This window comes from Paenibacillus sp. LBL (assembly GCF_029893715.1).
Classification (GTDB): Bacteria; Bacillota; Bacilli; order Paenibacillales; family Paenibacillaceae; genus Paenibacillus_AQ; species Paenibacillus_AQ glucanolyticus.
Map to the genome: position 1 here is coordinate 216,736 of NZ_JARXYU010000005.1, position 20,979 is coordinate 237,714.

The window sequence follows — 20,979 nt, forward strand, 5'->3', positions numbered from 1 at the left end:
ATCCCTTCTGTCCTTTTATATTGTCTTTAGATCATGCGGGGATTTCCTATAACGTTCCCGTATTCACGACGCCCAGCGAATGCTGGGTGTGTCCGGCTCTGCTTCTGCTTTCCCGAAATCCCCCTGCTGGACCGAGGGCGTATGCCCGATGCGTGAATATAATGTTATGTGATGTCAGCATCATCTTCTAACTACTTAAGTCGGTTCTTTGATTTCTTTGCCATGGTTTTAAACTCTTCGTATTTCTCTCTCGATGCTTTAATTTTACTCTCAACAACATACGGGGCAGCAGCAGCTAAATTAGGTAACTTCTCATTTATGTAACTGTATAATGATCTTTTCTCACTATCGGTTGGAACTATAGGAGCAACAGGTATAGGTAATGGTTTATCATCGACTTCTACTCCTTCGAGTAAACTCGGCATTCCAAAAGCAAAGAAATTATGAAAAGCTCTTTTCCTATCTACTTCTGTTTCTTCATAATTGCCATTGGAATCTAATCGGAATCGTTCAAATTCGATGGTAAGCAATTGATGTGGCTTCCTGTCTTTATTTTTGTAAAATAAAATGACCTCAAGTACATTCTGATTTGCTAATTGAGGTACAGACTTATATTTGTGATTTTTGGGTTGGGAGATCTTTATAATCATATCTCCATTAGAAGAAATGAATAAAAATCTGCATCCAGTCATTCATACCACTCTTTCAATTTTTTTATGTTGATTTCACATAACGTTCCTATATTCATGACGACCGACTTAGTCGGATGTGTCTGCTGAAATTCCTCCTCGAAATTCTTCCAGAAGACTTAGGCTTCAACGGAGCCGCTACTTGAATATTATGTTATCGGATGTTCTCATGTTTCTTCTTCATTCAATGTACGTAAGATAGGTATTTCAACTACTTCCCCTTTAGCAAGTTCTTCAGCAATCAATTTATAAAAGTCATTTAATAAAGTCACTGTACCATGTATCTTTTCATAACGGAAAGTAAAGTCATCAACAATTCCAACTATGGGATAATCTTTAATTACTCTATAAAACATTTCAACCTGTATAAGAACAAGGTTAACCAAACTTAGTAGTTGAAAATGAATGTCTCTATCTTCAGTTCTATCAAATATCCAAGAAACTCCTTGATAGTGTTCTTCACTCAATTCAAAATTTCCAAATGCACTTAAGATACTAGAATGCGCGAATTTACTATTAATCTGCTTTTTATACACATGAATTGTATCAGACATGTCTTTATAATTATTTTCAATCCATTTATTTGCTTTTGATTTTACTCCTGATTTCTCTACCATTGAACCTTGATCATTTTTGATAGCAAAACTATCAATTTTAGGATTATACAATGCATAACACGCCAATACTGAAGACTCAATTGATTAACGTAAATTAAAGCTTGTTTGAACAGTATGCTTTCTAATTAATGATAAAATCGCTAAATACAATGAATTATTGGTTTGAGATAAAAAACCAGCAAATATCCAGGCACTGATCTGATAATTTTTAGTAAATGTCCAAGATAACTCTATTGCCTCTAAACATACTTCAAAGATTAATCCAAATTGATCGTTTGCTCTTATAATCATCTCATGTTCTTCCTGAGATATTTCATAAATGTTGAACATTCTTTACACCTCCTGTACAGTTTTTTTATTCAGTATATTTTATGAGAATTTCCGATAACGTTCGTGTGTTCCTGACGTCGATTCCCCTTAGATAGCTCTTATCTTAGGGGGAATCGATGTGCCTGCCTGAATCCGCTTCCTCAAAATACCTCAGGTAAACCGAGCGGCGGCAGCCGCGGAGCTGGAACAATTTTCGATTATTTATCGTTCTTTTTGAATAATGATGTAATAATAATTTCTGCACATTCTTCTGGTGAATTCAAACTTGTATCGACTGAGCAGCTATAGCGAATGTTTTGTGACATTATTTTATTTTGCTCATCTGATTGTTCTTCTCTTCTATCACCACGTTCTATATTTCGTTTACGACAAAGATCTAAAGGACAGTACACCTCAACTATTTCCAAAGGATACCCATTAAAAATATCTTTGACTTTATCATAATGTGGCTTTAACTCAGGCCTTTCAACAAGTATCCCATCGATTAAAACATTCTTTCCATTATCCGAAAATAATTTTGCAGTGTGATACATCATAATTATTACTTCACTTAGATATTTCCAGTAGTCTGTCTGCAGATGTTTATCACCAATCGTATTTTCAAAAAGATCATTGGCAACTACATAAAAAAATGGTTCAGAGTAAGATTGCATAGCTTCTACTATAGAAGTTTTACCTGAACTTGTTATACCATTCAAAAATATAATTCTCCCTTTATCCATGTTTCTCATCTTCCTTTGCATGGGTTTTATGTAGATATACTCTTTCTTATGTTTTATAAGATTTAGGGGGTTTCGGATAACGTTCCCGTATTCACGACGCCGAGTGGCTTAAGGTCACGAAGTGACCGGGTCCGACTGGACTTAGCCTCGCAGGTGTGTCCACCTGATCCACTTCCTCGAAAACCATCTGGCGGACCGAGGGGCCGGCCCCGATGCGTGAATACATCGTTATAAGATGTCGGCGCTTCTCCGATTCACTTACAAATTTGTTTTAATGGGGTTCCATCCGCTTTTTTGGCTCCATTTATTCGCCTTCTTCATAATTTCCCATATGAAATCAGTTTTGGCTGAATACTCCGGAGCATATTGAGCCAGCGTTCCGGTGAGTGAGAGCCACGTCTCCGGCATTATGAGCCAGCTCTCCGGCAAAGAGAGCCACCCATTTTCTTGAGTGGCTCTCAGGTCTTATTATAGAACTATCGTATTCCGTTAACTTAATGAGTTGTGATACGATTCAGAGATTTTTTCTTTAGGCACAGGTTATTTCTGATTGATCGAACTGGAGTAATGGCTAATCTGAATGACATGTTATTTCTATTTCTTAAATGATAAACCAAACTTCTCTAATGCCATTCTTAGCTTTGGGATCGTACTGGGACCGACACCATGTAGCTTCAAGATATCCGACTCAGCATACTCTGACAGGCGTTGGAGTGAGGTAATATCGTTCCGTTCAAGAGCCCTTCGGGCAGGTGCACCTATCTTGGAGAGAAAATCACTTTCGATCTCTCTTTCTGCCTCACATATAGGGCAAGTTGGGCAATCAGAGCTTTTATAGTAGTCGTGACCATTTTTACAAGTCCTCAAGGTTGTAATAGCCATCGTAATTGTCCTCCTTTTCATGCAAACCCTTTATTCCCAAGTATAACATTTTGGAGTTTATTAAGTTTCTCATAAATTGCTTAATTGTCCGTTTGGTTGGTTAGCGCTTACGAAGTAAAAGACACTAGGGACGCTTCATCAATATCATCAGGTTATTGAGCAATTCTGCTCTAAAGCTTAACGAGACTGCCTTTACAGATTCATGGTAGCCTAGTTAATTCCCTATATTTATATCGTTCCTTTTTAGGCCGCTGGGTCAACCATAAAACTAAGCTGGAACGTAGGTCAACCTGATCACCTGCTCGCCAATTCGATCACTTGCCACAAGGCGCAGCGGCGGCCGCGGACCGACGAAGAACGGCTTGCCGCGACCCAGCACGACTGGATGGAGATAGAGGCGATACTCATCAACGAGACCGAGCTCCGTTAGACTGTGCGCCAACTCCGGCCCGGCAACTTCAATCTCCCCTTCATGCAGAACCTTCAGCCGACGTATGGCCGCTACGAGGTCGCCCTGGATCAGAGAAGCGTTCGGACCGACAAGTCATCATTATCCAGACGATATCGGAAGCCTAATGATGCAAGGCCGGATGCGACACTCTCCATGAACACTAAATTCTTAACAGATATTTGAATATCAATGATGGGCTTTGCAGCTAATCCAGTTACTGCAGTTGGTGATCAATTCTTAGTATGTCAGAGCCAATCATTGTCGTGATCTTGGTTTGTAATTCATTGAATAGATTCGGCCAATTATAGCTGTATCGCTCAATAACGATTTGATCCTTCATTGAAATCACCAACTCAAATGATTTTAAATGCTCTTCGCCGATTTCTTATAACGTTTCTGTATTCACGACCCAGCGTATGCTGGGTGTCCGGCGAATGCCGGACCAAGGGCGTATGCCCGCAGCGTGAATATTATGTTATGCGACGTTTGATAGAACTTTTCTTTTTATACTGAACTACAACAAAAAATTAATAAACAATTGAGTTTACAATATAATTTCTTCGAACTTGCTATTCATGTAGTCATTAATTTCTCTATCCACTTTTTTTCAATTCAAGCAATTTTATTATATCTTGATCTACTATATAAATAATGTATTTATCATCTCTTAATGCATCCTTGAGTCTCTGTATTAAGAGTTTATCGTCTGTTATCTTTCTGGCAGCTAAAATGCCAAAATTCCCGATATGTTTATTTAATCTTCCAATTAGTTGATCCACTTCACTATTAGCAAGATCATCATTGTAATTTTTACATTCAATAACGATATTCGGACAAAAAATATTATAGTCATTTTTTAATCCATAAAAAAAATCCATGTTTTGACTCATTGCTAAAGACCACATCTATTCGTTTTCTACCTTCATTTACTTTGACTTCGGAGCGTTTACGAAATAGTTGGTCAGAAAATATAACTTCAAAAGCATCTTGAAGCACATTCTGATATTCATATGCCTGTAACTTCCCCGCTTCTATTTCTACAGTATCTCTCGCTGTAGCGACTTCGATATCCTTTTTCCATCTTCTTAATAAATCCACAGAGTAAGCCGATTCAGCAGAATCTATTTCTTTTGAACATCTCGTGCATACCCATATTCCATTTGATGCACTCTTACGTTCATCTGTTGTTAATCTTTGATCATATCTTGGGCCGTTTGGGCTTGCTGCTGTGATATGTGCAGCAATTCCAAGATTAACTGAAAGCTCCGGATCATTAGGATGAGCTTTTGAAGTCGCTCGTCTACAGACTGGATTAGAACATCTATGACCTGCTCTATCCGCTATAATTTTAGTTATCCTTAGCGAAAATGAGTCTCTCATTAGATGACCATCCCTATTGTTTATTTGAATCCGCGCTCATTGCAGATAACGTTCGTGTATCCACGACGTCCTACCAACTTAAGGCTGCGAATGCAGTCGGCGCGATGCGCTTAGTCGGTGCGGATGTGTCCGCCTGCACGCTTACCTGCCAATACTCATCGGGCGGACCAAGGAGTCGTCAGATTCCGATGCGTGGATATGATGTTATCAGAAGTAGTTGCCAACTTGAATTACTTGCGATTTATCTTATCCTTTGCAGCCTCAATAAAGTAATCTGTATTCATATATAAAACATGAACTGGATAATCTGAATAGTATACTGATTTTCTAAAGTTAAATTTACTAACTTTAAAATGATTACGATATTTATTCATAATTTTTTGTTTCTCTAAATTTATTTTAACGTTTCCCCAAGCTGTTAAGACAAATTGATATTCATCATTTAATTCTCTTGTCTTAAATAAAACATCCTTATAGTCCATTAATTCATTGACAAGTTTTATTGCTTTTTTACTTTTCTTTTCCCTTAAATTAAATAAGTTTTCCACATGAAAAGTATATTGTTCGGGTAGAGGTATGTTATTAATTTCGAATGCAGTCTTAATCAATCTTATAGCCTTACTCATTGTTTTATCAGGTTTAGTTAACTCCAACTCATCGATTGTGTGCTCTGTACTACAAAGCTTTTGAAATTGCAACTCTGAATCGGGCCTTGCCTCACCTGGATTCATCATTACAATTAGTCCTAATACTTCTCCTGGACCATTAACTGATTGAAACTCTGTATCATATCTGAAGATATGATGACCTATCGGAGTTGAAATAGATTTATATTTTGCATATGTACGCAGGGTATCCATCCTCCCTTTTTAGATTTATTTGACTTTGCAACTATTTCTGATAACGTTCCTGTATTCATGAACCCCAACGGGGTTGTCTGTTGAAATGCTTCTTCGAAAGCCACCTCGCAGACCAAGGCTCCAACGGAGCCGCTGCTTGAATATTATGTTATGTGAGGTCACTTAGCTTCTTTGAATTACTCTCATTGATTATGTCATTATTATTCTTTAATATTGCTAATTTGTAGTCATACCGTTTTAATATTTCTAAGATGTCCTTTTTTTTCTGCGCTTCAAATCCATGATTCCATTTAATCATTTCCAATAATCCTTTTAGTGTTTGTCTATAATTAGATTTTTCAATGCCTATTCTTTGTTTAATAAATCTATTAATTATTCTTAAGTCTCTTACAAATGTATTTGGTGTTAAAAATATGATTTGGTCTGCTAAATTGAAACTCTCAGTCAGCCACTTGTAATAAACTCCTTCTACAATCCAAGAGTCCTTTACTATTATTTCATTTAATAGTTTCTCACGAACTTCAGGAGAATTTTTCCCTGCCATTTCTATTGAACTACTCCACATTACCTTGTCTAGTTCATAGTAAGGAATGTCCAATTGCTTAGATAAATTTTTAGCTAGGTAAGTTTTACCACTTCCAGTAGAGCCAATGATGTGGATTCTTCTTGGCAATTGGGTCATAGTTTCTCCTTTATTTATTTGATTTCAAGCAATTTCACATAACGTTCAGAGATTTACGACGTCTCACTCCCTTAAAGGCCGTAGACCTGGCCGCGACGCGGTTAGGGAGTGCAGATGTATCCGGCACACTTCTTCGATTCACCTTACCCGGACCGAGAAGCGTTAGCGACAATGCGTAAATCTAGTGTTATGTGATGGTACTCTGAAATATTCCATCTAAAACTAGTATTTATCCCAAACCTAGTTCCATAGAAATCACATTATCGTCATATATGGTTCTAATAACTTCCTCTCTATTGTTTATCAAAACCTTTAACCACTCATTGAAATTATCCATGATTCCATACAATTTGGGGTTGTGGCTATCGAAATAAGCAACTATGTATTCTTCATCTATCATCTGATTCACAATGAAACACCATGCATTTCCATTATGATCTAGAAAAAACGGGATTAAATGGTCTACGTTCACAGATCCACCCTCTCTAATATTAATCATTTCATGAGTCTCAACGCTAGTCATTCTTTGTAAAGAAAGTCTCTGCATCGGCAAGATTTGTTTGTCACCATCTCCTACTGCACTTACTTCTTGAATCATGTATATAAATGCACCATTGCTAAACTGTGATACAAAATCGCAATATGATTTTGGTAGTTTGCAATTCAAATCATTTTCTGTTTTTTCTATATCTTCTTTCGATGCTACTTCATATGTTTCATGGATCTCTTTTTCTTTAACAAGGGATTTTATGAGGCTTTGTCCATTCATTCTAGAACTCTCCTTTTTCTCATTTTGACTTCGCACTTTCACATAACGTTCCTGTATCCACGACGTCCCATCGACTTAAGCGACCTACGGGAGCGGCCGCGATGCGGTTAGTCGGTGCGGATGTGTCCGCTGAATCTGTTTCCCTGCCAATGCTTCTCGCGGACCGAGGAGCCGTTCGACTCCGATGCGTGGATATGATGTTAGGTGATGTTACCCACTTCCTGGATTTACTTTCAACAGTTCTTTATCTGTTCCGTTATATACAATCCTTCTTGAAAAATTAAACAATTCAACTGCATTCCATATGCACATCCGCCATCAATTCCTATCTTGTCTTTACTAAACCAAATATCTGATGCGCCATGGATATCAATAGTTCTTGTATGTCCAAAAATAACTCTTTTGTTTAGATCCTCAAAAGTGTGTTGAATGAATTCATCCTTAATATACATAAAATCATGTTCTGGCTGGTTCTTCCAATCTATAAAATTGGGATTCAATCCCGCATGAACATAAATGTGATCATGATCTTCGTGATATAAAGGTAATTCACTTAAAAAGTCTATGTGGTGACCAAAAAAAGTCTTAATTTTATCCTTCGCCTGGTTCAATACCTCATTAGAGATTTCGTTATTAATGTTATTAATATCACAATAACTTTGGAGAGTTTGTATTCCCCCATGTTCAATAAATTTAGATCTAATCAATGCGCTATCATTATTTATAAAATCAACCAATCGTTGGTCATGATTGCCTCGTAAAGCAATGGCATTATGCATACTTACTAATTCGATTACTTTATTAACTACTGCTTTACTATTAGGTCCTCTATCTACATAATCACCAAGCAAAAACAACTGATCATCTATCGAATTATATTTGATAAGTTGCAACATCTGATTTAATTGATCGATACATCCATGAATATCGCTAATCATTATTATTCGCTTCATAGAATCTCCTAACTATAAATGTTTTTAAACTCTTGGGGGATTTCACCTGAACGTCTTTTTCACGAACTTCGCAAAATTATCATCTCTTGAGATGTTTACGAACTTCGTGAACACATCTTCAACAACCAAGTGTACGACTCCTCTTCCATTTGATCTAACGGACTTTTAATCATTCTTATGTCCTTCACACTCACATGTGTGTACCTTTCGGTGGTGCGTACACTTTGATGACCGAGCAACTCTTGAATGAAGCGAATGTCAATTCCACTCTCCAATAGATGTGTGGCGAATGAATGGCGTAAGGCGTGAATACTAACCTTTTTCTGGATTCCAGAGACAGCACGTGCTTGTTCGAACACTTTTTGAACAGTTCGTTCAGTAATATGGCGCTCTGGGTGTTGACCTGGGAACATCCACATCTCAGGCTTTTCTTGTTGTAAATACGGTTGAACAATATCAATAGCTGTATCGGATAACAGCGTAAGACGGTCCTTTCGACCTTTGCCTTGAGAAACTCGAAGTGTTTTTCGCTCGAAATCAATGTCTTGAGTTTTCAAACGGACCACTTCCCCTACCCGTAACCCTGAGGAATAGGTAAGGTATAGGATCGCACGATGTTTTAAATTATGGAGTGCTTTTAAGATTAACATCACTTCGTTCATCGATAACACATTCGGCAACTTCTTTTCTTTCTTAGGGCGAACATAAGAGACGGTTTCCTCATGCAATAATACTTTATGAGCGTAGAATTTGATCGCGCTGAGCGCTTGATTAACATAGGAATGCGAACATTTCCTGTGAAGTAAGTGTAATGAATAACTCTGAATCATGTTCTCATGACCCATCCCATTATTTTGCTGCTGTTCAAAAGTATGAAATCGATGGACTTGACTACAATAAGCTTTTATCGTTTTTTTACTATAACCTCGAAGCTGCAGTGCATGAACCAAGGACCTTTTTATCGACTCATTCCAAGAATAGATTGGAGTTTTATCCTGCATATTAAGTTCATTGTTAAACAAGCTGCACTCTTTCATCAACACGCTATCAACATAAATCTTCGTTCCTTCAAAAAGTGTATATAACTGTTGAATGGAGTCGGTACGTTCCCACTCTCTCATTATAGCAGCAACCTAATTATTGGAAAGCAAAAAGAGCTCACAATCGCCGTAATCGACGTTGTAAGCTCCTGATACTTTCGATGCTGTTCATCCTTTATAATCCAACCCCATTCAACTCAACATGATAACGAGTAGCGTAGCAAATCGGTTTTGATGTTATACGCCGTCTTCGAATAACTCACATCTTAAGATATATATCCATCTGCGTTCAGTGGCATTCTTACCTAAAGAATAGAGTATACGTGATTGTTACTGCAGCTCCTCGTTTCACGAGACCATCTTGTGGTGGATGTTGAAGGGGTGTTATCCCTTTACTCCACGGTAAATGACGGCCATGGTATTACGATTGTCCACTAACGTACCCTACCAATTCTAGAAATCAGAAGGAATATTTGTCCATTTCATTGAAATACAATGTACTAATACGAAATCGATAGAAAGTGATGTGTATCTTATGAACGGAATTCTGGGCGTATCCGGACTATCATTCCTGCTGGTGACACTCTTTACGCCACTGCTCATTTGGGCATTACGCACCTTAAAGCTTACACAGCCGATACGGACCGAGCTGCCTCCCGATCATCAGGCCAAACGCGGGACGCCGTTAATGGCTGGGCTTATTCTGCTGGTTGGCGTGGCCATGTCACTGCAGTTTCATCCTGCGCCACTTACCGTTTTTTTGTGCTCATCTTTTCTCTTGTTCAGCTCCATCGGGTTTATGGATGATTTCAAAAAAGCAGCCTGGCAGGACCCCTCCGGTATTTCCGGACGTATGAAACTCGTGCTCCAGTTCCTGTTTACGGGTATACTGCTGTATGTGCTGTTCCAGTCCTTCTCGCTGACAAGTGCGATCACGCTATTCCATGGATTTCAGCTTCATCTGCCTGTCAGCGTATACATCATCGTCATGCTATTATTCATTGTAGGGTCGGCTAATGCCATCAACTTTACCGATGGTTTGGACGGGCTGTTAATCAATGTGGCGATACCTACCTACTTTTTCTTCTTTCTGATCTCCGATAAACCCGAGGTGCAGATGTTCTCGCTGGTCATGATTGGCTGTCTGCTCGGCCTGCTGCTCTATAATATTTATCCTGCCCGAGCGTTCATGGGTGATACTGGATCACTGGCCATTGGCGGGTCCCTGTCGTTTCTGGCCGTCATTGAGAAGGTCGAAATTCTGATTCCGCTTCTGTTCTTCATCTATTTGGCTGAACAGCTTTCCGTCATTCTGCAGGTATGGTATTACAAGCGCACCAAGCTGCGGTTGTTCCGGATGACGCCTATCCACTACCACTTCAGTCTCAAGTATGGCTGGAGCGAGAACAAAATCGTGATGGTATTCGGGTTTGTTTCTTGGTTTATGGCTCTGTTCTGTTGGGTGCTTGTAAAGTATGCAATGTAGGGACTCTGAAATAGGGTGAACGTCGGTATAGCATATCGCCATCCGTGTATTGCGATTCATCAGAGACTTGGACAAAACCTCTAGGTTTTGAAGTAATTCACAAAACTAAAGGATCAGACCGCTAGGGCCTGATCCTTTAGTTTTCTTAAATTATTGAATCAAATCCGACTTCCTGAGTAATTTCTGAAGTAGTGTAGCAACTTCAGCACGAGTGATTTTGCTCTTTGGTTGAATGGTATTGGTTGTTCTACCATTTATAATATTCAGGTCTAAACCTGCGGCTATATGATCTCGAGCATAGCTTGAAATCGATGCTGCATCTTTATAGCCATCTAGCAGTCTGTTTACTCGCTCAGGAGATAAGTCAGGATTGATGCCCGTGATATTCATTGCTTTGGCAATGATAGTCATAGCTTGTTCTCGAGTAATCGTGTCCATGGGTGCGAACCGAGAACCACTATAACCCTCAATTAACTGATAATCATGAGCAGTTTGGATATAATCAGCAAACCAATCGGACTTATTTACATCCACAAACGAAATTTCGCCATTTGCCGGCATCAAACCAAGTGCCCGTACAACCATAGCCACGAACTCTGCACGCGTAATATCCCTATTCGGTTCGAATAAATTCTGGCCCATCCCAGTAACAATCATTCGTGATCCCATGTCATTGATTGCATGCTGTGCCCAATGATCTGTCACATCAGCAAACTCGACTGGATGCCAGACCAAGGTGTACATACTATTGGTCAAGCTGTTAACCACTGCATAATAACGATTGTCTTTTTTCTGTACATATGTCGGTACATGATGAGTGGAACCATCCAATCCTACAACAATCCCTGTCGTGATTTGATTCGGATCCACTGTCTCTGGAATAGGAATAACCCGTTCAACATAACGAGTGAAGCGATTTAATTCTATTTTTGCACCGTTAAACTCAGCCATTAAGGTAAAATGAACAGGCTCCACTAAAAGTGAAACTCCTTTTCGATTCAACACACTTTGGGCAAGGCTTGTTTCTGATGATAGGGCTTTAGACATCATGATTTCAATTGTCACTTCAGATAACGAAGCATCTGCCCCAAGTTGGTCCGCTATAGCTACAATTGGGAATTGATCCGCATGTATTCTGTAAGAAGCCATTGGGGTAACCAGCTCCAATACGGCTGATTGATCTGCCATCCTTTTAACAACATTAGCTGTCAGCAGTCCCACAATGGAGTCAGATGAAACATCAACTGGAATAGTAACAACGGCATTTTTACCTTCTCTCTCTAACCACTCTATCAGTTTATCAGAGTCAGGAGTAACGGTTGTTATTTTTCGATGGTCAACGACCTTCGTTTCCAGCTTGCCGATATTCTCTGACTTGCCATTGATCATTACAGGCACACCACCTGGATCCGGTTGTGACGGATTCGGAGACGGTGTTCCGCTGCCTTGAGAACCACCAGCGCTACCGTTATTGCCTGAATTTCCTGGATTCTCCCCACCGCCTGAGCTGCTTGGAGGATTTACGGTCAACACCAGGTTAGCAGTTGCTATCTCTCCATTCCCATAAACAGCCGTTATTACTGAAGAATGGGTTCCTGCTGGTAAGCCTGTCACAGGACGTACCGTCCAACTGTCGATACTTTCACCTGCAGCTACAATTCCTCCATTCCCCTCAACGATAAATTTGCCGGGTTCACTGGATGTAAGACTGTTGATCGTAGTATCGACCATCCCTGTATTCCTGATGATCAATTTCTTTGCTGGAGGCTGTTCGTAACCAACTGTTACAGGCGTAAAGGAAGGTGCAACAATACTCAATACAGGCAAACTTTCTGATATATCCTCAAACTCAGCACTAATGGTTACATCCCCACTTGGCATGACGAAGCTTCCATCTGTGATGGGGAAGTCCGTGGAATTGAAAGTGTATTTCAGTGATCCAACTTTCAGTCTCTTACCAAAATCCGGTACAATGTTCAAGCTGATAACACTGCCTGCTGAAGCAACAGAAGGGGTAGCTGTTATATGGCCGCCATTCAAATGGCTTATCGTTACCGTATACACATCAATATCACTGACTACTGTAATCGTGGCACTGCCGGACTTCGTGCTGTCCACGGTCGAAGTTGCCGTAACCGTATACTGGCCCGGGGTTGTGTTAGAAGCCACACTCACCTTTCCGTTCGTATCCACGGTCACATTGCCACTCGAGTCACTGCTGGTCCACGTTACCGTTTGGGCTGCACCGCCGCTGACATCCACTGTTGCAGTCAGCTGTTCCGTTCCTCCTTGCACCACGGTTGCATTGGCCGGAGAAACCGTCACGCTGTTTACCACTGACGCCGCGGTGACTGTAATCGTGGCACTGCCGGACTTCGTGCTGTCCACGGTCGAAGTTGCCGTAACCGTGTACTGGCCCGGGACGGTGTTAGAAGCCACACTCACCAATCCGTTCGCATCCACGGTCACATTGCCACTCGAGTCACTGCTGCTCCATGTTACCGTTTGCGCCGCGCCGCCGCTGACATCCACCGTTGCAGTCAGCTGTTCCGTTCCTCCCTGCACCACAGTTGCATTGGCCGGAGAAACTGTCACGCTATTTATCACTGGCGCCCCGGAGACTGTAATCGTGGCGCTGCCGGACTTACTGCTGTCCACGGTTGAGGTTGCCGTAACCGTATACGTGACCGGGGTTGTGTTAGAAGCCACACTCACCAATCCATTCCCATCCACGGTCACATTGCCACTCGGGTCACTGCTGCTCCACGTTACTGTTTGCGCCGCGCCGCCGCTGACATCCACCGTTGCAGTCAGCTGTTCCGTTCCTCCCTGCACCACAGTTGCACTGGTTGGGCTGACCGTCACGCTGTTTACCACTGCCGCCGCGGTGACTGTAATCGTAGCGCTGCCGGACTTCGTGCTGTCCACGGTCGAAGTTGCCGTAACCGTGTACTGGCCCGGGGTTGTGTTAGAAGCCACACTCACCTTTCCGTTCGTATCCACGGTCACATTGCCACTCGAGTCACTGCTGCTCCATGTTACCGTTTGGGCTGCGCCGCCGCTGACATCCACTGTTGCAGTCAGCTGTTCCGTTCCTCCCTGCACGACGGTTGCATTGGCCGGGCTGACCGTCACGCTGTTTACCACTGCCGCCGCGGTGACTGTAATCGTGGCGCTGCCGGACTTCGTGCTGTCCACGGTCGAAGTTGCCGTAACCGTGTACTGGCCCGGAGTTGTGTTAGAAGCCACACTCACCTTTCCGTTCCCATCCACGGTCACATTGCCGCTCGAGTCACTGCTGCTCCACGTTACCGTTTGCGCCGCACCGCCGCTGACATTCACTGTTGCAGTCAGCTGTTCCGTTCCTCCCTGCACGACGGTTGCATTGGCCGGGCTGACCGTCACGCTGTTTACCACTGGGACAGGAGCTGATTTAATATGACCGTCATAAGTTAGATTGTCATAGCCTACGGCGACTGCTCGTCCTCCACCTATACCAATGTCAGCAAAATCAATGGACGAGGAAACTTGACTCCATTCCTCAAGCCAATCAACTCCATTTCGTGAGCTTGCTACTCTTTCATTTGTGCTGACTGTATAAAATTTACCTGCGGCATAGGTCACTGAGGCTAGGCCCATTCCGTTGTAATTCAGAACCGTTGCCTTCGTCCAGGATATGCCATCATTAGACACGTAGGCCTGACCGGCTTCTCCTACCGCTACAAACACATGATTTCCGTACGCAATATCAAAAATCGCTTGGCCTCGATTTGTTGTGTAGACTTGCGCCCAACTTAATCCATCAGTCGATCGATAAATTTTGGTGGCTTCTCCATCCATATAGGTTGTGGCAATATACACCCCATCACCGTACGTTACTCTGTAGAAATTAGGGACTGAATTGTCGGTATACACCACTTCCGGTTTGCTATTTCCTATGAATGAATACAATTTGTCTTGTCCCGCTAATACATAACGATTGGTGTCCGCACTGTAAGCAATATCATTGATATGTGTGTTTTTTAACGTTGAATCCAAAGATGTCCAGGCCGTTACGGGATCATTGGTTTTATAAACTCCATCGGATCCAGTAAGATACCAAGTTGAATTCAGAAATTTGACATTAGAAGGTTCTAATGTCATCCCAAGATTACGATTATCCCATGTCACAGCATCAGTAGACACATGATAGTCTAGATAATAACCCAGCGACATCCATTTACCATTGCCGTACTCCACAAATGTCTGCAGACTACCCGGTACGTGATGCACATTACTCCAATTAGCAGCGTTAACTTTGGAAGAGAAAATCCCACCGCTAATAGAACTAAAAAGCAACATGCCTGCCAACGAACTCTGAATGAAACGATTCAACCCTCTTTTTCTTGAAAACATACCCGCCCCCCATATTTAAGTGTATTTGGCATAGTTCACTCATTGCCTTATTCATTTCCCGATGATGGCTTTGTGAATGAAGGAAATGGAAATTACTTTCATCATAAACGAGACTCTCATTAAGGTAAATATAAAATTAGGGACTTTTCTCACAATGTAAAGACTTTTAGCCCACTTCAATCTACCTTTCATATTCTAATTCCATAATCTCAGAAACATAATTCGCCATTATTCGATATAAAATCACAAAATTTTAATGACAGCCCCTTTCCCATCTGTTATAAACAAATTATGACAACGATGTTGCAGCCCCTACTCTTAAATAAGGGAGAAAATAAACATTGATTGATACAGTTGCAGCAAGACCTGAAGATGAGATCTTTTTGTTTCAATTGTATTCATTGACTCGAGCAGACGAATTACAAAATTGGGGCTGGGGAGTAGAAGAGCAGGAGCAGTTTTTGCGTATGCAATGGAGAGCTCAAACCATGTCTTATGCTTCTTCTTACCCAGATGCCATTCGTATGATCGTCCGTTACAATGGTGCGCCTGTCGGTCAAATATATGTGCTTGATCAGGGAGCAAGATGGGTGCTAATTGATATTTCTCTTCTTCCGGAGTACCGCAATCAAGGCATAGGGACTCGTTTGATCATGGATTTACAACATCGGGCAACTCATGCCAATGCAGCTGTTCGTTTAAGCGTACTTCCTATGAACAGGGCATTGAGTTTGTACCAGAAGCTTGAGTTTGTTCCTGTACACAGCGAGGGTATTCATCAGGTAATGGAATGGCGTGCTTCAAAAACAAAGTAGGTCTGAATCATAATTTGGCGAGGTGAGAACAAATGAGTGAAGCTTTTTTAGGTGAAATTCGTATGTTTGCGGGAAATTTTGCCCCTCAAGGGTGGGCATTGTGTAATGGACAAATACTATCTATTGCTGGAAATGAAGCTCTATACACCCTACTCGGTACGCTTTATGGCGGAGATGGCCAGAACACCTTTGCCTTGCCCGACTTACAGGGCAGAGTTGCCGTTCATCCAAGTACTGCGTATGCAAGGGGACAAAAAGCAGGGGCTCAGGAGGTTACACTAAATTCAAATCAACTTCCGGCACATACGCATCAGGTATACACAGCCTCGGACTCCTCCACGATCTCCTCGACTCCAACGAATGCAACATGGGCTGATTCACCACGCAAAATATATTCCACTGCAACCGGAGTCAGCACAGTGAATATGAATAACACCGCCGTATATTCAACTGGTGGAAATCAGCCTCATAACAACATGATGCCTTCGACTGTCATCTCGTTCATTATCTCTCTAGAAGGCACTTTCCCGCCTCGACCTTAAAACAAAATACAAATTCAGGAGGTAAGCGCATGTCAGAACCTTTTTTGGGCGAGATTCGATTGTTCGCCAATAACTACGCCCCCAGAAACTGGGCTTTTTGTGAAGGACAAATACTGTCGATTAACAGCAATCCGGCCCTTTTCTCTTTGCTCGGCACCGTCTACGGGGGAAATGGAGTTTCTACTTTTGCACTTCCTGATTACCGTGGCCGAGTCCCCATTCATGTTTCCCAAACCATCCCGCTGGGCTCTGCCCAAGGTGAAGCTTCACATACGCTAACATCTAATGAGATGCCAATACATACTCACCAAGCCGTTGCTTCTCAAACCAATCCGACGATGGCATCTCCTCTGAACAATGTATGGGCCGCTGTTCCAAACTCATTTGGATCGTCAGTAGGGCAAAATCCAATGAATTCAGGAAGTCTCTCCACAGCGGGTGGCTCACAAGCCCATAACAATATGCAGCCTTACACGGTTTTGAATTACGCTATTGCGATTGAGGGAATTTTTCCTTCTCGCAACTAATAAGGAGGACAATACTATGGCTGAGGCATATATCGGAGAGATCCGAATTTTTGCAGGCAATTTCGCGCCGAAAGGCTGGGCTTTATGTAATGGGCAGTTATTGTCAATAGCCCAAAACACAGCGCTATTCTCTGTGCTGGGCATCCAGTATGGAGGTGATGGGAGGAGCACCTTTGCATTGCCAAATTTAATGGGTTCAGCTGTAATACATCAAGGGACGGGAACGGGTTTGTCGCCGCGGCATGTTGGGGAGAAACTTGGTGAGCCGACGGTGACATTAACACAAACGGAGATTCCCGCTCATACGCACACGCCTCAAGGCATTGTTGCAACCGGGAATCAGAATTCACCTAAAGATGCTTACTGGGCCCAAGCTCCCAAACCTATACCGACTGCACCGCAACCTCCGTTGTATAACAACACTGCTGACACACAGATGGCACCTTTGGCTGTGGGGGTAGCTGGTTCTTCCTTACCTCATAATAATATGCAGCCTTTTATCGCCCAAAATTTTATCATTTGTTTGCAAGGCGAATTTCCTTCTCGTGGCTAAGCTTTAAAGCATTCAATAGATTCAAAAAAGAGGCGTCCATTATGGGCGCCTCTTACATTACAGATCCGTCAGTAGGGATTCAATTGAACAGACGGTTGCAAACTCTACAGTTCTATAACAACCGAATCTGCTTGCACAACTTCAGTTCCATTACCCGGAAGGCCAAACATTTCATGATCCGCAAACGCCTCGGAAATCGGTTTCTTCGCTGCAAAGGCGCTCAATTTTCCGGTGGGGGCCTTTGGAGTGGTATACGCCTCCGCCTTTCCTGCCAAAGTCATTACGATCTTTGTCACCTGACTGAGATCTACGCCTTCGTTAAGCGTAAAACCTCGTCGATCCTCAAGTGGGACCTCAATTGACCAAATCGACAATAAGCCTGGCATAATTCGGCTATTCCCATCACCCACTGCTCCGCCGGACAAATTGCCAATGTACTCTTTAGGTTCTCCAGCATCGCCCGCATCTTCACTTGGTGTCACTTCATATTCAAAGAAACCGTGGCTTTTGTTATGGACAAAGTCAAAACGCTCGCCATACGAATCCAGGAACGTGGAGTGACCGGAGTGTGTATACTCAATGTGAATGCTGCCCGCCGAATGCCGGGCACCCGGCAACTGAATATGACAGTCACTGACCATCATATGAGCTTTGCCTGCAATCTTCTCCCTGATGAGTTTGTTCTCCAGTGACAAAGGGAAAAAGGCTGTTCGATGGTCTCTGAGTGCTTCGAATTGCTCTGGAAAGGATGCTTCATTCAAAATGAAAGTTACGTTTTTAAACGGCTGCACCGGATTCTCCGATGCGTTCAGCGCATTTTTCAGTTTAATGGTCATATCAGCATGGATACGGGCGAGCTCTGCCACATGACTATCCCGGATAAACGGGAAAAAGTCCTTACTAAGCACCATATAGCGGTACGCTTGGTATTCCTGATACAGAAAATCGGTCAATGCCAATTTCAAACCGTTGTAGAGATCGAGAATATACGTATGGAACAGCGGCAGGCCAGCATCCACCTCATCACCCATCGCCTGCCGGATCCGTTCTTGATCTGCACGGCGCTGTTCCATTTCGGCAAACCATTTTGCCTCTTCAAGATGTTTTGCTTTCACCGATTGTATTTTGCCTTGATATTCTTCGACAACGTTTAGATATTGATTGAAGGCTTTGCGATATCCCTCGACCTTCTCCTCCGGCATCTGCTTATAGATCGGCTTCAGCATGTTTTCGAACTTTTCGCGCGACATCGTAAGCATGGATGAACGATAGCCAAAGGAATCACGCGCCGCATTCATCTGACCGATCAAATCATATAGCTCTGCTCCATCCTTTAATACCGCTAAACCGGAAGAAACGACCGTGGTCACATTTTTGATGGATTTGGAAAGCTCCGCTTCCTTCTTCTTCTTTTCTTTTTCCACCGTTTTTGTGTTTTTGAATGGATCATCAATGACAATGGATTTGCCTGTATTCCAATAATTACTGACCGCCGAAGCGATAGCTCCCCCTGTTTTGAGCGCCGTTATGGCAGGAGTTACGTTAGTGACCAGTGCCACACCGTTAACCACCAGATCAAATGTAGCTTTCAAGGAATCCAGGGCGAGCTTCTTCCTGAGCGCTTGTACAAATTCTTCCGCTACTTTCTGGAGATGCTTCTCATTAGACAATATGCTTTCATACAGCTTGTCTGCTTCCGATTCCAAGCGCTCCCGTTCGATGATCGATTTTTGCCTTTGATCATCCAAATCGTTGATCCGGTTTACTGCAATGGATATGGTGTCCTTTAATATTTTCACGCGGCCCCTTTGATCGTTTTCAGCCTTTACATATTCATGATATAAGGTTTCAGCTTGTTGAGCAGCCGTAATTAGATTGCCACCAAGATCTTGGTACTTATCTAAAGGCATTAACGGCGTCCAGTTCCAGGGATGGCTGAAATAATCAAGTCCCTGTCCCAACTGTGAAAGGAGAATAATGGACTTGTTGCGTAGTGCCAGCCATTGAATGGACGCATCCAGCATGCTGCCTTGAAAAGCCGAATAATCGCTCAAAGCTCGAACCACGTCAAACCAGGCCTCATCCGGAGTTGTACGCTGCAGCCAATCCAGCAGACTCGCGGATTCTTCGAGCTTCTCCTCACTCCCCGTCAAATAGGCCAATCCAGCCTTATGCAAAGTCAGCATTTGGCGTTCAAGTGAAGCACCTAAGGCCGTTTCCAAATCAATCGGAGAGAATTCTTTGTACAATTCTGTTTTACTTAGCTTCGATCCATAAAATTGATCATATTGTATCTGCACCACGGTGGATTTGGCGGGTTCGCCATTAGCCGCATTAGTTGCGATAAGCCCAGATTTGCCGTCCATGCCGTCCTTCCCGCCAGCATCCCTCTTATTGCTTACCCGGGTGACGGAAGAGGTTCTCCCAACGGTAACAGTCTCTAGCTTATACCCGCCTATCCCACCCGGAGCTCCCGCTCCCGCTTTTCCCGGTAAGGTAGGTGCCCCGGCGATCCCGACTTCATTTTCCATCGTAATCCTGTGTTCTCCGCTGGAAACCACGTATCCAACAAAAATACATCCGGCATCTCCTCCATTCCCTGAATGACCGGCATGACCGCCGTTACCTCCATCGCCACCGTTACCACCCGGTGTCGAATAATCATTCGCGTAAAACCAGTGCTTCTCGGCGTCTCTTCCATCCTCACCCCGCCGGCCATCCATGCCGTCTCCTCCGTCTTGGCCACGACCTCCGTTGCTGCCATTAGCCACGAGCCTTAATTCCCCTTTTAGATCAAAACGTTCCGCAGCCAGCACCATATGTCCGCCGGACATCCCTGCTCCTCCATCGAGGCCATCCATACCATCTCCACCACGATCCCCATTCTTGATCGCCTTCATTCCCGGATCAGCCTTGGGTTCCTGTACAAAGTCCTGATCCGAAGGGACAGGGGCTCCTGACGTACTAATCGACACATTCCCATCAGAAGAAATGATTCTTGCATTCAGCGTCAGATTACGCCCGGGCAAGCTTAACGATCCGACAAGATGAATAGTATCGGCCTGAATCCAATAGTGAGCCGATGAATCGGATAAATAATCCTGCGTTAGATTTAAATCGGTAGCCGTTAGATAGATGTCCCCCTCTTTTTTGCCTCGCTGGACACCGGAATATAACGACTGGCTTGTTCTTTCCATAACTTCCATCTGTGGTGGGTCTCCTCCCTAAGTCTCATAAATTGTGTGACAATCCCCCTTCTTTAGGTCCATAAATTCCACAAGATAAA

At 42.8% G+C, this 20,979-nt stretch carries 21 protein-coding genes; 5 read left to right on the forward strand and 16 right to left on the reverse strand.

Annotation, left to right across the window (positions count from 1 at the left end; translation table 11 throughout):
* Nucleotides 1-191 precede the first annotated feature (191 nt).
* From M2277_RS14300 to xerA, 14 genes are all read right to left on the reverse strand, one after another.
* Entirely contained in the window at nt 192-692 is a 501-nt protein-coding gene (locus M2277_RS14300) for a hypothetical protein (protein ID WP_280755019.1), read from the reverse strand.
* Nucleotides 693-856: 164 nt separating this feature from the next.
* Nucleotides 857-1,357, reverse strand: a complete 501-nt coding sequence (locus M2277_RS14305; RefSeq protein ID WP_036642808.1) for a hypothetical protein — start codon at nt 1,355-1,357, stop codon at nt 857-859.
* A 33-nt stretch (nt 1,358-1,390) separates the two neighbouring features.
* Entirely contained in the window at nt 1,391-1,636 is a 246-nt protein-coding gene (locus M2277_RS14310) for a hypothetical protein (protein WP_006209852.1), read from the reverse strand.
* 197 nt (nt 1,637-1,833) lie between these two features.
* Nucleotides 1,834-2,358 (reverse strand): phosphotransferase-like protein, encoded by a 525-nt coding sequence (locus tag M2277_RS14315; RefSeq protein ID WP_006209851.1) that lies wholly within the window; start codon nt 2,356-2,358, stop codon nt 1,834-1,836.
* 594 nt (nt 2,359-2,952) lie between these two features.
* A complete protein-coding gene (locus tag M2277_RS14320) occupies nt 2,953-3,234 on the reverse strand; it encodes an RNA polymerase alpha subunit C-terminal domain-containing protein (protein WP_036642829.1) in 282 nt (93 codons plus the stop codon).
* A 274-nt stretch (nt 3,235-3,508) separates the two neighbouring features.
* Nucleotides 3,509-3,763, reverse strand: coding sequence for a dihydrofolate reductase family protein (locus tag M2277_RS14325; RefSeq protein ID WP_387803058.1), 255 nt, complete (start codon nt 3,761-3,763; stop codon nt 3,509-3,511).
* Nucleotides 3,760-3,885, reverse strand: coding sequence for a GrpB family protein (locus tag M2277_RS31745; RefSeq protein ID WP_081742828.1), 126 nt, complete (start codon nt 3,883-3,885; stop codon nt 3,760-3,762). Before M2277_RS31745 ends, M2277_RS14325 begins: the two co-directional genes overlap by 4 nt.
* 399 nt (nt 3,886-4,284) lie before the next feature.
* A complete protein-coding gene (locus tag M2277_RS14330) occupies nt 4,285-4,569 on the reverse strand; it encodes a hypothetical protein (protein ID WP_063479321.1) in 285 nt (94 codons plus the stop codon).
* Complete coding sequence (locus tag M2277_RS14335) at nt 4,541-5,071, reverse strand: hypothetical protein (RefSeq protein WP_063479320.1); 531 nt, start codon at nt 5,069-5,071, stop codon at nt 4,541-4,543. The genes M2277_RS14330 and M2277_RS14335 overlap by 29 nt, the downstream gene beginning before the upstream one ends.
* Nucleotides 5,072-5,301: 230 nt before the next feature.
* Nucleotides 5,302-5,931, reverse strand: a complete 630-nt coding sequence (locus M2277_RS14340; RefSeq protein WP_063479319.1) for a hypothetical protein — start codon at nt 5,929-5,931, stop codon at nt 5,302-5,304.
* Nucleotides 5,932-6,079: 148 nt separating this feature from the next.
* Nucleotides 6,080-6,613, reverse strand: coding sequence for a P-loop NTPase family protein (locus tag M2277_RS14345; protein ID WP_063479318.1), 534 nt, complete (start codon nt 6,611-6,613; stop codon nt 6,080-6,082).
* Nucleotides 6,614-6,842: 229 nt separating this feature from the next.
* Entirely contained in the window at nt 6,843-7,382 is a 540-nt protein-coding gene (locus tag M2277_RS14350) for an SMI1/KNR4 family protein (protein WP_280755020.1), read from the reverse strand.
* A 233-nt stretch (nt 7,383-7,615) separates the two neighbouring features.
* The gene (locus tag M2277_RS14355) at nt 7,616-8,335 is read right to left on the reverse strand and encodes a metallophosphoesterase family protein (RefSeq protein ID WP_063479316.1); all 720 of its coding nucleotides are present in this window, start codon (nt 8,333-8,335) and stop codon (nt 7,616-7,618) included.
* 95 nt (nt 8,336-8,430) lie between these two features.
* Nucleotides 8,431-9,456 carry a site-specific tyrosine recombinase/integron integrase gene (gene xerA, locus M2277_RS14360; RefSeq protein ID WP_280755021.1) on the reverse strand — a complete coding sequence of 342 codons (1,026 nt, stop codon included), beginning with the start codon at nt 9,454-9,456 and terminating at the stop codon, nt 8,431-8,433.
* Nucleotides 9,457-9,910: 454 nt separating this feature from the next.
* On the opposite strand from xerA, the gene mraY reads away from it, so the two are divergent.
* Nucleotides 9,911-10,861 carry a phospho-N-acetylmuramoyl-pentapeptide-transferase gene (gene mraY, locus M2277_RS14365; protein WP_280755022.1) on the forward strand — a complete coding sequence of 317 codons (951 nt, stop codon included), beginning with the start codon at nt 9,911-9,913 and terminating at the stop codon, nt 10,859-10,861.
* A 150-nt stretch (nt 10,862-11,011) separates the two neighbouring features.
* On the opposite strand, the gene M2277_RS14370 is transcribed toward mraY, so the two are convergent.
* Nucleotides 11,012-15,256: an Ig-like domain-containing protein gene (locus M2277_RS14370; RefSeq protein ID WP_280755023.1), complete on the reverse strand. Its 4,245-nt coding sequence runs from the start codon at nt 15,254-15,256 to the stop codon at nt 11,012-11,014.
* 341 nt (nt 15,257-15,597) lie between these two features.
* On the opposite strand from M2277_RS14370, the gene M2277_RS14375 reads away from it, so the two are divergent.
* Genes M2277_RS14375 through M2277_RS14390 form a run of 4 tightly spaced genes read left to right on the forward strand, consistent with a single transcriptional unit; the run spans nt 15,598 to nt 17,693 of the window.
* The gene (locus tag M2277_RS14375) at nt 15,598-16,071 is read left to right on the forward strand and encodes a GNAT family N-acetyltransferase (protein ID WP_051449125.1); all 474 of its coding nucleotides are present in this window, start codon (nt 15,598-15,600) and stop codon (nt 16,069-16,071) included.
* 32 nt (nt 16,072-16,103) lie between these two features.
* Nucleotides 16,104-16,613 (forward strand): phage tail protein, encoded by a 510-nt coding sequence (locus M2277_RS14380; protein ID WP_148247523.1) that lies wholly within the window; start codon nt 16,104-16,106, stop codon nt 16,611-16,613.
* A 29-nt stretch (nt 16,614-16,642) separates the two neighbouring features.
* On the forward strand, nt 16,643-17,140 hold the full coding sequence (locus tag M2277_RS14385; RefSeq protein ID WP_006209826.1) for a phage tail protein: 498 nt from the start codon (nt 16,643-16,645) through the stop codon (nt 17,138-17,140).
* A 16-nt stretch (nt 17,141-17,156) separates the two neighbouring features.
* Complete coding sequence (locus M2277_RS14390) at nt 17,157-17,693, forward strand: phage tail protein (protein WP_006209825.1); 537 nt, start codon at nt 17,157-17,159, stop codon at nt 17,691-17,693.
* A 104-nt stretch (nt 17,694-17,797) separates the two neighbouring features.
* Here the strand turns inward: M2277_RS14390 and M2277_RS14395 are convergent, their stop codons facing one another.
* Nucleotides 17,798-20,899, reverse strand: a complete 3,102-nt coding sequence (locus M2277_RS14395) for a hypothetical protein (RefSeq protein ID WP_280755024.1) — start codon at nt 20,897-20,899, stop codon at nt 17,798-17,800.
* Nucleotides 20,900-20,979 lie beyond the last annotated feature (80 nt).